The organism is Bradyrhizobium sp. 147 (genome assembly GCF_023073935.1).
Classification (GTDB): domain Bacteria; phylum Pseudomonadota; class Alphaproteobacteria; order Rhizobiales; family Xanthobacteraceae; genus Bradyrhizobium.
In genome coordinates this window covers 43,472-54,945 of sequence record NZ_JADPKL010000092.1, presented here as the reverse complement: position 1 = coordinate 54,945, position 11,474 = coordinate 43,472, and the positions used below count along the sequence as shown (strand labels likewise).

Below are 11,474 nucleotides of genomic sequence, written 5' to 3'. Positions count from 1 at the left end.
GACGCCGACCTTCTTCATGGCGTCGGAGAGGAACTTGCCGATCTCGGCGTCGCCGTTGGCGGAAATGGTGCCGACCTGGGCGATTTCGTCGTTCGAGGTAACCTTCTTGGAGTTCTTGACGAGGTCGGCGACCACGGCTTCCACGGCCAGGTCGATACCACGTTTCAGGTCCATCGGGTTCATGCCGGCGGCAACCGACTTGGCGCCTTCACGAACGATCGCAGCGGCAAGCACCGTTGCGGTGGTGGTGCCGTCGCCGGCCGCATCGGCGGACTTGGAGGCGACTTCGCGCACCATCTGCGCACCCATGTTCTCGAACTTGTCGTCGAGCTCGATCTCCTTGGCGACGGTGACGCCGTCCTTGGTGATGCGGGGAGCGCCGAACGACTTGTCGAGCACGACGTTGCGGCCCTTGGGGCCGAGCGTGACCTTTACCGCGTTGTTGAGAATTTCGACGCCGCGCAACATGCGGTCGCGGGCGTCTACGCCGAACTTGACTTCTTTGGCTGACATGTGGGTTTTCCTGAATGTTTTACTTGGTCTCACCCTTGGCGACGCCCAGCAGGCGCTCCTCAGGATGAGCGGTGCGAGCGATGGTTTAGGCGGCCTTCTTCTTGGCGGACGCGTCCGTGAGAACGCCCAGGATGTCGCTCTCCTTCATGATCAACAGCTCTTGGCCGTCGATCTTGACCTCGGTGCCTGACCACTTGCCGAACAGGACGCGGTCGCCGACCAGGACGTCGATCGGGATCAGCTTGCCACTCTCGTCGCGGCCTCCGGGGCCGACGGCGATGACTTCACCTTGCGAAGGCTTTTCCTTGGCAGTGTCCGGAATGATGATGCCGCCAGCGGTCTTTTCTTCTGCGTCGATGCGCTTGACCACGACCCGGTCGTGAAGCGGACGGAATTCCATACAGATCTCCTAAGCATTTACACGCGTTGAAAATTTCACGATTGCTAGCAATCGCTGCCTGCGAGTGCCAATGCAGGCGCAGCTGAAATAGGACCGATTTTTTGGGGAACAAGTGTTTGTAGCAGGAAAATCGGCTGGGCCCGCGGGATCTCTGTGGGGCTGCCCCAAATCACCTCTTCGAGTTTGCCGCCGAGCGTCGTTCTTCTTCTGAGTGAGTCCTATGGCTCTGTCTCTCGACCTAATGTCATCTACAGTTCAATTCCTCTGCCCTAAATTCGAGATGGTAAAGGCCCGCCGATCTGGTGCCGGTTCAAATGAGAATCGTCGGCTGATTTCGTTCTAAGATTGCGATGCGTTTAGAACCTAACGCGGAGGTCGGGAATTGGAGGTATCGCTCCGCTTGATCGATGATCCGATACTCAGCAACTCGAGGCCAGGCAACGCTGGCTGCGAGAGCTAGCGCAGATCGTTCGGCACCTCGTCCAGTATCAGATCACCTTTGCGCGCCGAAGTCGCTGCTGGGCGGATCGCCCGTGCTCCAGACAGCGTGCGCGCCGATGCCCCGGTTTGCGCGAAAGGGCATGCCGGCATCGCGATAGGTCTATATGCGCAAACAGCTCGCCAAACTGTCCGGCGGCCATGACCTGGCCAAGGCGTTCAACTAAATCCTGAAGCGATGGGCGAGCTGTGAAGACGCCGGTGGCGGCGTGCTGATCAATACCGGAGTCAGCGTAGTTGTGATCTCGACAGGAACAAGAGCTGCACGGAATCTCCGCCCGGTCGCCCCTGGTGCACTTGTCGAAGCCTGGTGAACAGCAGGCTGTGAGCCACCCCGTACCGGCGCGCGACGCCGCAGACCGTCTCGCCAGCCTGCAAGGTCCATCCGACATGACGAACCTTCTCGTCGCAACTCCATCGCCGCCGACCTTCGGCGCCGAACACATCGACTTGCATTCGCCACGTGACCTTAAAGCTAGACTTAAGATGCTGCCTTGTGCTTTGGGCGCGTCTTTAGCTTTGGAGCTTGATAGGATTCATGTTGGACATCGTACACATACTGTGCGCCTCGGATTACCTGCGACACAACCGAGTCGTCCGAAAAGTCTCACACGACAAGCTATCTAAGGCGCTTGAATCGCACCTTACGTCAAAATGTGACGTATCGAAATAGGCGGCGACAGGCTTCGGTACCCGAAGCCCGTCCGAACGAGTGACATAGAGTGCAAATGTCCCAAATCCTAGGCTCATGCAAGATGAGCCCGGTCATCAGCGACTGTCGTGAAGCTCGCTGTGGCTGGTTCATAGAAACGCGCGTCCGACAGATGCGCTTGGCTCACCGCCGGATGGTAAGACGCCGCTCACATTGGGCACAGGCGCGGATATGACGCGGGTTGTCCCCGGAAGAGCGGGGCTGCGGGAAAGCCGGCTGCCCGGATCTGTCAGCGGAAAGTCAAATGGTCGCGCTACTCGAGCACGATCATAAGACTAGGGCACGTTGACTGGCGGCATGGACGCGGTCAGCCGCGGCACAAAGCCATCTTGGTGTCGGCCGCGTGCCGCCAACACTATTGTAAGCGCCACAAAAACGATCAGAAGTCCACGCATTCCAAAGAATTACCCACCAATTCCATCGCAATTATGAAACGGCTGACAGCTGATGCGCTTGCTCTAAGCTAGCCGCGAAAATGCCGCCGCGTTCAATGCAGGCTGTTAGGCTTGCAAAGTCGAAAAGATAGGCCCACTCAGTCGCCAAAATCAATATTCCTTGTATTTCCGAGTAAGTCTGCGAACCGGGTGGTCACGCTTGAAAAATGCACCGCGTGCGTATGATGTCCTTGTGGCGGTAAGACGTGGTCCGCTACGATGCCGATCTCGCGATGCCAGCCCATGCACCGGTAAATTCCGGCATAGGGAGCCGTGGCTCCTCGCTCATGATTCTGGTCAAATGGCTCGCTGTTAGACTCGCGCAGATAACGCCCGTTCTTATAGACCGCGATTCGTCATCTCTCGATCGGCTAGCTTAACTTTGCCTAGAGCGTTTCATTGCTTAATTGAATCGGAGGGGATTCCGGTTTTTGGCGGTTTGTGATTCAAGATGCTGACTGGATTGGAGGCCAGCATCGCATGACCCGACCTCTTTCCCTGGATCTTCGCGAGCGTGTGGTGGCGTCTGTTTTGGCGGGCGAGAGCTGCCGGTCTGTGGCGGGACGGTTTGGTGTTGCGGTCTCGTCGGTTGTGAAGTGGTCCCAGCGCCAGCGGGCGACGGGCTCGGTTGTGCCCGGCAAGATGGGCGGGCATCGCAAACCTGTGCTTGATTCGCACCGCGCCTTCATCGTCGAGCGGATCACTCAGACGCCGCACCTGACGCTACATGGTCTGAAGGCGGAACTGGCAGCCCGCGGGGTCAAGGTCTCGCACAACGCGGTCTGGCTGTTCCTGCGCCGGGAAGGGCTTCGGTTCAAAAAAAAACACTGTTCGCCCTCGAACAGGCTCGCGCCGACGTCTCTCGTAGGCGCCAGCGCTGGCGATCCTGGCAGGCCGGGCTCGGTCCGGGCCGGCTCGTCTTCATCGATGAGACCTGGATCAAGACCAACATGGCCCCTTTGCGGGGCTGGGGCCCCAAAGGGGCTCGCCTGCGCGGCTTCGCGCCGCACGATCACTGGCGCACCCTCACATTCCTCGGCGCGCTCCGCCATGACCAACTCACGGCGCCCTGCGTCTTCGACGGCCCGATCAACGGCGAATGCTTCCGCGCTTATATAGAGCACCTGCTCCTGCCAACTCTGCGCGAAGGCGACATCGTCATTCTCGGCAATCTCGGAAGCCACAAGTCGAAAGCTGTCAGGCAGATGATCCAGACTGCTGGCGCCAGGCTCTGGTACCTGCCGCCATACTCGCCCGACCTCAACCCGATCGAACAGGCTTTCTCCAAGATCAAACACTGGATGCGGCAGGCTCAGAAGCGCACCATCGAGGATACTTGGCGCCACATCGGTCACCTCGTCCAGGACATCCAGCCTCGCGAATGCGCCAACTACTTCGCTAACGCTGGTTATGCTTCAGTCAAAATGTGAAACGCTCTAAAGGCAAAACGGGTGTGAGGTACCCATACACCCAGCGCAAAATGTCGCGATGGGCCCAGGAGCGGTCGTCTCAACTCACCCGCATAGCGAGCTAGCCTCACTCGCGGGAGCGTTCTGGCGGTTGAGGATTGTTGGCAGGATTGCTGTCGAACTTAGATATTTGACTGATGATCCCGCTACGGGCGACCGGCTGCAAGTCCGCTTCTAGCGCGTCAGCAATCTCCCTTTCATAGACCTCTTGATCATCCACGTAGAGCGTAAAGGATTTCAGATATTTTTCCTTCTTCTTCGGATCTTCGATCGTTGCCTTCGTCCACCGATAGAGCGGATAACTTTGACGCCGTTTTCCTCTGCCGCGGCGACATACTCCGCAAAGGCGTCGAACTGACATTTCGGTGCCGCACCATGCGCCGTGAGTATATCGAATAGAGGCCTCAGTGCCGGATCGCGAAAATTTCGACGTATTGATTCCGCTACCGCAGTATCGCGGACATCAAACCTAACTTGATATTGCCACTGCGAGGTCACGAGGCCCTACCGCTTCGCCATGCACTGGCTCATTCTATGCCAGTTCGCTCTGGTTACAAAACGAGACATCGCCAACTTCTGCCACCACAAAGCCCACCAGACTTTATGTGGCGAACTTTAGAATTCACCTGATTAGTATGTTCATGAGCAACTACGCGGCGGGCAACACGGTAAGTTCATCCTGCCCTACAGCCACGATCTTATCGACCGAGAACCCGTTGAATCTCGCCATTTGCGTATAGGCGCCCACATTCTGGAATTCAATCCAATCGCCTTCGTGCAAATCGCGTGGCAGTGAATACGAGAATCCAAGCCTGTCCGTGCCGTCGCAAGTTGGGCCGAAGATGATGAAGTCCTGCCACTCCTCAGTCTGGATCGGCCGTCCCCCACGCCAAGCACGGGCGGGGAGCAGAAAATATTGCCGGGCAGGTGAGAGCCCGCTGTAGATGCCCGCGCCGCAGTAGAGCGCCCCGTCTTTTCTTAAGATCACCCGGCAAAACAAAGAGATGCTATCATGAACCAGTGCTCGTCCGGGCTCACACAAGAGTTCAACACGCTTCAGTGCATCCGTTTCGCGCACAAGTTTCGTGATGTCGGAGAGCATGCTCAAGGGAGAGTTATAGGGGACGTTCAGATAATGGCCGGGAAAGCCGCCACCAATATCGAGCGCTGTGGGAGCCGGAGAAACAGCTTCAATAATGTCGACGGCCGCCCGAATGCCATGCAGGTACGGATCGACAACGATCGTTTGGGAACCTGGGTGAAAGGCCAAGCCCGTGGTCCAGCGCGATTGCGCGTTGACGAGACCCAGCAGACGGCTCGCTTCGGCGGGCGAGACACCAAACTTGCCGTTTAAGTCTAAGATGGCGCACGTCCCGCTACACTTGAACCGGACGTAGATTCGTATTTCCGGATCATGCGACGGCAGCACCTCAAGGAGCTTCCGCAGCTCGGCTTCGCAATCGATGACATAGTCGCGAACCCCCAGATCTCGGAACGTCCGTTCGATATCGCGACGAGATTTCACGGGATTCATGAACCATGAACAGGCCCGGGGAACAGTCGAATGGACAAGGCGGGCTTCGGCCAGCGACGCCACGTCGAATCCGGCCACTCCAGCGCGAGAGACCGCGTGAAGAATTTTGGGCAACGGATTCGCCTTCACCGCATACAGCACGCGTCCTGAGAAATGCTCGGTGAATTCGCGCGTGACGGATGCAAGACGCCCCTCATCGAACGTATAGAAGGCATCAACTTCCGCACTTTCCAATGATCTTACCAAGCTCATATTGCACCATTCCTCGCGCGCCAGAAGGGGAGTAGCCAGCGCCGTTGTTGCCGGCTGCGAGAGCAACGACCATGCCAGCGCTCCCCACGCGTTGAACCGCCTGATTACGCTTTGAAACAGCTCGCCATGCGCCACGGCGCGCGATGTCTTCTTTCGTACACGGCTGTGAAAAGCCAGACAAAGATCGAGGGGCCGCGCTGGGTCCCCGCAAACTTCAACGGGTTACCTCGCTCAGCGTCGATCCTCCGCAGCTTCTCGTCAACATCAACAGGCAAGCCTCCTCGTTTTCTCTAATTGCGCGCCACAGGACCTTTGGAGCGAATATCCTTGGCGCGGATCAACGCGACATTGCCGAACGCTTCAGTAATGGCCGATTCAAAGGCAAAGAGCGTTTCGACGGTTTCTCCTGGACGAGAGGTGCCAGTGGCGTGCCCTTGCTTGGCGAGGCATTGGCTGCACTCGAATGCGAAGTCGACGAGATCATCGAACGGTATTCGCACGGGATCGTCGTCGGACGCCTCGTCGACGTCGGACTGTCCCAGCGGCTGTCTGGCCTCGCATATTAAAACTCCGAGTATGTCGAGATCGGCTCTCGCCCGATTTCAACCTGATCGCTGCCGCAGGCTCTCCTGTTTGCTCCATGGCGGACCAGCAGGATTTAGATGGTGAAGCGCGCTAAAGCCATCCATTCAGGCGCAGAGTTGATCTGAGAAGCTGAGCCCGCCTTCTGCGAGCGTGCTTGTTTATCTTTCGATAGAGCGCCCGCAGATTGCGGCCTGTGCGGAGGAGCCCGCGCCACCGCGAGTGTACTTAGAGCTATGGCCGCGATCGTATCGTGCGTTTTTTCATTGCCTGTGCAGCGTTAATGCGCCGAGTGCCTGTTGGCGCGGTTAAACATCGATTTGTTGAACGAGATGGACGCTGAAGCGGCATGATCTTTCCCGATATCTTTGTGCGCATGCCAATTACTTTCACATGGACGCTCTTGACCGTCATCTATTATCTCGGCAACGAGAGCTATTATAGATCGAGAGAAAGAATGATGAATGTGATTGATCAAGCGAACGGTTCGGAGTTGCCGCCCGTCTTGCAGAAGTCATCAAGACGCCTTCCGTGGGTTTTTGGATTTATCGCCGTCTTCATCGGGCTATGCGTTGGGGGTGCATTTTACTGGCCCCATATCGACCGAATGATCGAGGCGTTAACGGCACGTGAAGTCGTCCCAATGCCGGCGTTGTCACCTGAAGACAAGGCAGCGCTTTCGGAGATCCGATCGGGGCAACAGGAGGTGAGCGAGGAGATTTCAGCGCTTAACCGCAACATCGATGCGCAGCAAGCCGATTTGAAACGGATGTTAGATCAAATCGCAGCCCTGACCTCAAGAATTGAGTCTCTGCAGAACATTGCTGCGCCTCTTCCTGCAGATATTCGTCCGCCGGCAGCCCAGGCCGCATCAAAGCCGACTACAAGAGCCACTCGCCCGCCTAAACCAGAAGGGCCGGTTTCCGTCGGGGGCGCGCCGCTGGTTCCGGAGCCGGAGACGGACCGCCGATGATCTAATCATGAAGCCTCGAGCCTGCCAGACATGGCCTCACTGAGAGGATGCAAGTCGAACTAGGAGCGAAGATCGCGGTGCTCACGTTCGGTCCTCCCAGGCGCATTCGGTGAGGAGGACGAGAATGCGGCTCGACCGGTCGAGTCCGAGATCGCTTGTATGGCTCGGGTCTGCGAGCGCAGCCATAGCACCCGCCAGGCCCGCTGCACCGGACGGCGTGGTGGCGAGGCCATCATGGGCGGAGAGTACGCGAACAGCATCCACCAATTCCGCCTCGGGCACGGTGATGGCCCGAGCGCCGTGACGCCTGAGCACCGCAACGGCGGGCGCACTCGCCTGGCCGCAGGAGAGCATCTCCGCGGATGTTCGGAGATCGCCCATCACCCGAATCGGGTGACCGGCCGCGAGCGCGGGCGCAAGACACGCGGCGGTTTCCGGCTCGACCGTCACGATGCATCCCGGAGGTGCCAGCCAGCCCGAGAGGCCCTCGGCGATGGCAGCGGCGAGTCCGCCGACACCAGCTTGTATAAAGACGTGTGTCGGACGCCCATGGCCGGCGAAGTCTACTTGATCGCGGATTTCCGCCGCCGTAACGCCGTATCCCGCCATGACGTCGCAAACGATGGGATCGTTCGGATCGTCGGTCGTGTCGGCGACAAGAATGCCGGCGCCCTGGCAGGCCGCGGCTGCGGCCGCATCAACTGCATTGTCGTAGGTGCCCGGCACCCAGACGATCTCGGCACCCTGATTCTCGATGCGGCGCGCGCGCGCGTTCGGCACGCCCTCGTGCAGGAACACGCGGGCGGGCGCCCCGGCAAAGCGCGCGGCGGCAGCTACCGCGAGCCCGTGATTACCGTCACTGGCGCAGACCAGGGTCGGCTGCCCCTTAGGTCGGGCCGCGAGAAGGTCGGCCAACTGCATGCGCGAGGCCCGGGCGAGCGCGCGCAACCCGGCATAGGTGCCACCAAGCGACTTGAAGCTGCCGAGCATGCGGCGGCCCTCGTCTTTCGCTAGCACCTGCGCCACTCCGAGCCGCTCCGCAAGCGTCGGAAGGTTCAGGAGTGGCGTCGGCGCGTATGCGGGATCGAGGCGGCCAAGCTCGGCTGCGATCGCATTGACTGGTGAAGAGGTGCTGTTCATGCGTTGATCTTGCCCGCTACAGGTGACGGCTGCTGCTGGAGCGTTGCACAGCAACTCTTTCCGCCGATCATAACCAGCTGTACCTGCGAGCACCATCCTCGAGGACTTCGATCGCGCGCTTCTCCCAGGGGCCTTTTCGCGCTCGCGTCCGCCTACGCAAGTTTAAGTTGCGGTTGGAGCGATCCCAGCGAAGCTCGACTAAAGGATTGCGGCGATGGCCCTCGCGGGTCCATCTCTGCGACGGAGCCCATCTACACCGACGCGAGCGCCATTGTGTGGGATGCTGCGGATCTTCGCGGATATCACGTCGCAAAACCAGCCGACGTTTCGAGCGAACAGTACTTAGGCTCTTGGGTAGTATTCGCCTGCGTGATCAAGGCGACCGTTTCCGTCATCAAAGTCTGGTCCTCCCTGCATGTGCACTCCGGTATTCGGCAAATGTGTGTTGTGTTCGATTCCGACGCGGTCGTGTTTCAATGCACGCTCATGTGTCGCGAAAACGACATTCCCGAAGCGAGGCAGTGGCGCTTTACAGATCGAAGGAAGTTCTGTCATATTTTATATGCGTTAAGTTTGGCCTCGGCGTGGGTGGCCGCTACTGGGTCACGCGGACGCTATGACATAGTGAACGAGTCTCCCATCACGTCAGCGAAAAGCGTATCGCCAACCGCGCTACTGTGACGCCAGAAAGCCCGGCCTTCCAGTTCAAATTAATCAATTCGCGCCTCGCGGGCTCCCCCGTGCGACTACCACCTTTCACATCCGTAACAGCCATGGCAGGATTTCTGCACTGTCAGCACGGCGAGACGAGTTAGGATCGTTGGATTGCTCTCGCCCCGCGCGGCCAGAGTTAGAACCTTCTCGGCGAGGCAAGCCTTCAATGAAGACGTCCGCTTTGCTTCAGGCACCATCCGGACAGCATCCTCCAGAGCACCTTTCAGCACAGCATGCAGCTTGGTTTGAGGGGGTGGATATGACATGGCGCAAAATCCTGAAAACTTAGAATCAAACGATGAGGGCCCAGCATGTCCCAGCCTCCTGATGGTCCATCAAGACGGTAACGATGTTTAGTTTTGAGGTGGCGGTCAGTGGCTCAGCTGTGCCCAAAACGAATACAATGACTAGGACCCGTTGAATGTGACAGTGGAGCTTCACCGACAGCTAAATTTTTGTTCTGGTCATTGCTGCGATCTCGACACTAACGCGACCGGAAAGTCGTGCGGCTTCGGCATTGCCGAAGGCATTCTGACGTGGTGACGTCCAGATCAAGCTGAAATGACGCTTGTGCTACGCGGCTTCGTCTTCGAGCCGGACGTGCAGTTGGTGTGTCCCGCGATTGAAGAGGAGTTCGGATCAGCCGAGGCCCGAACGGTCTCTACAGGCAAGCATTGATGGGGCAAGCCACGTCTCTGCATACTATACTCTGGGCTAAGCCGCGGCGATATGTGCCGGCGAGGGGCGCGTTGAGGGTGCGCTAGACACTGCCCCGCGGCGACATAGTGCGTCGGTTCGCGAGGACCTTGCCGATAAAGCGGCTGCCGCAGATCACAAGATCTAGGCATTGACCCCGCTGAGGCCCAGGGCCGCGTTCCAACTTCTTAAGAGCATAAGGTGTCGCCCCTTTGGCCTAGTTATTCGTTAGCGCCCGCTCGAAAGCCGATCACCGCCTCTCGTATGTTGAGTATAGCCGCTGCGCTCTGTTTGCTCACTGAGGCGTCAGGACAGGGCTTGCGGACGGCAGCACGGGCGTGGAGTGCGAACCGGAGTCGCGCCGGCCCTCGCCCTGCTTGAAATTCATCCAAGTGGGCGATGAGCCATTCCAACGTTTGTCCACGTGTCTGTTCGGAGGCGCCTTCGCTTTGCGCTGTTGGAATTCAGGCGTACTCGCCAGCGAAGCGAAAACTGCACATATCGGGCCGATAAGCCAGCTCGGGCACGTGGTTCCGTTGAAGAAGATCTGTCGCGTCAAAAAGCAAGTCGAAGATTGATTGTCTTTCCAACATCGCGCGTACGCACCAGATGTACCGAGGGAGGTCCGCCGGAGCAAGTCGCTTCGCGTTTCACTGTGGAGAGAGACATCCGCAAAGCTTGCCGGCATTCCGGTCGGACTTCCGACCGACATGCCCAAGACCTCGTTCGTGGCGCTCGCGGCCCTGTCGAAGTCGGCGACGCCGCGGCGGGTGCGGCTGAATGCGACCGCTGTCGTGCTGCCCGGCCGCCCGACGGCCAAGCGCACGCCATGACGCGCTTCACGATGGTCCCCTCAACGCGTCGAGGGCGATCTCGAAGTTGGCCTCGATGTCGAGAGTGGGCGGGCCATGCGCGCGTAGGTGACGGCGCCGCCGTGGCGGCTTCGAGCAGATCCTGGAGGCGCGTCCGCCCATCGAAGCGCGGGCGCTGGCGCCGCGGATCTGCGGCATCTGCTCGGTCTCGCAGTCGGTCGCCGCGGCTGTCGCTCTTCGCGATGCGATGGCGGCCGAGGTCGCGCCGAACGGGATTCTCGCCACCAATCTCGCGCATGAGGCGGAGAAGGCCGGCGATCATCTCACGCACTTCTACATCTTCTTCATGCCGGACTTCGCTCGCGAGGCCTGTGCCGCGCACTCCTGGCATGAGGAGACACGGGACCGTTTCGCAGCGACGCGCGGCCTGCGGCACGCGATGTGTTGCCGGCGGGCGCGGCTGCTCGAACCTATGGGTATCTTCGCCGGGAAATGGCCGCATAGTCTGGCCTTCCAGCCGGCCGATGTCGGCGGCCCGCTGGAGCAGGCGCTGATCGGCACTGATGTCGGCGGCGCCGGCGCACGCTCGGTCGCCATCCAGCACGTCGTGCGCTCGTTCGATCCCTGGATGGCGTGCACCGCGCATTGAGTGGTCTCTCGCGCGGGGACGGAAACTTCGTTGTCGCCTGAAATCGAATTGTTTCCGTTTTCTCGGTCGGGGCATGCGCGCGCACCGCAATTCGAG

At 59.3% G+C, this 11,474-nt stretch carries 8 protein-coding genes and 2 pseudogenes; 5 read left to right on the top strand and 5 right to left on the bottom strand.

Features of this window, described 5'->3' with window-relative positions; genetic code table 11:
• Positions 1-513, bottom strand: a 513-nt coding sequence (locus tag IVA87_RS23490) for a TCP-1/cpn60 chaperonin family protein (protein ID WP_276576814.1), incomplete at its 3' end; no start/stop codon positions are given.
• Between the two features lie 85 nt (positions 514-598).
• Positions 599-913 carry a co-chaperone GroES gene (gene groES, locus IVA87_RS23485; protein WP_247277985.1) on the bottom strand — a complete coding sequence of 105 codons (315 nt, stop codon included), beginning with the start codon at positions 911-913 and terminating at the stop codon, positions 599-601.
• A 2,124-nt stretch (positions 914-3,037) separates the two neighbouring features.
• Here groES and IVA87_RS23480 point away from each other — a divergent pair.
• Positions 3,038-3,987 (top strand): IS630 family transposase gene (locus IVA87_RS23480; protein WP_247335166.1). Its coding sequence is split into 2 segments (ribosomal slippage): positions 3,038-3,373 and positions 3,376-3,987, totalling 948 coding nucleotides; the frame shifts between segments, so codons are not numbered across the junction.
• Between the two features lie 106 nt (positions 3,988-4,093).
• Here IVA87_RS23480 and IVA87_RS23475 read toward each other — a convergent pair.
• Together IVA87_RS23475 and IVA87_RS23470 are read right to left on the bottom strand one after the other, a co-directional pair.
• Positions 4,094-4,387 carry a hypothetical protein gene (locus tag IVA87_RS23475; RefSeq protein WP_346015486.1) on the bottom strand — a complete coding sequence of 98 codons (294 nt, stop codon included), beginning with the start codon at positions 4,385-4,387 and terminating at the stop codon, positions 4,094-4,096.
• A gap of 288 nt (positions 4,388-4,675) precedes the next feature.
• The gene (locus tag IVA87_RS23470; RefSeq protein WP_018457197.1) at positions 4,676-5,947 is read right to left on the bottom strand and encodes an alanine racemase; all 1,272 of its coding nucleotides are present in this window, start codon (positions 5,945-5,947) and stop codon (positions 4,676-4,678) included.
• Between the two features lie 8 nt (positions 5,948-5,955).
• Between IVA87_RS23470 and IVA87_RS23465 the strand changes: the two genes are divergently transcribed.
• The gene (locus IVA87_RS23465; RefSeq protein ID WP_083926464.1) at positions 5,956-6,378 is read left to right on the top strand and encodes a flavin reductase family protein; all 423 of its coding nucleotides are present in this window, start codon (positions 5,956-5,958) and stop codon (positions 6,376-6,378) included.
• Between the two features lie 365 nt (positions 6,379-6,743).
• A complete protein-coding gene (locus IVA87_RS23460) occupies positions 6,744-7,367 on the top strand; it encodes a hypothetical protein (protein ID WP_247277982.1) in 624 nt (207 codons plus the stop codon).
• A gap of 81 nt (positions 7,368-7,448) precedes the next feature.
• Here IVA87_RS23460 and IVA87_RS23455 read toward each other — a convergent pair whose 3' ends face one another.
• On the bottom strand, positions 7,449-8,507 hold the full coding sequence (locus IVA87_RS23455) for a pyridoxal-phosphate dependent enzyme (RefSeq protein WP_247277981.1): 1,059 nt from the start codon (positions 8,505-8,507) through the stop codon (positions 7,449-7,451).
• Between the two features lie 2,078 nt (positions 8,508-10,585).
• Here IVA87_RS23455 and IVA87_RS23450 point away from each other — a divergent pair.
• Both IVA87_RS23450 and IVA87_RS23445 read left to right on the top strand, forming a co-directional pair.
• Positions 10,586-10,750: pseudogene (locus IVA87_RS23450) on the top strand (HupU protein); the annotation flags it as partial.
• Positions 10,747-11,249: pseudogene (locus IVA87_RS23445) on the top strand (nickel-dependent hydrogenase large subunit); the annotation flags it as partial. The pseudogenes IVA87_RS23450 and IVA87_RS23445, both read left to right, overlap by 4 nt.
• Positions 11,250-11,474 lie beyond the last annotated feature (225 nt).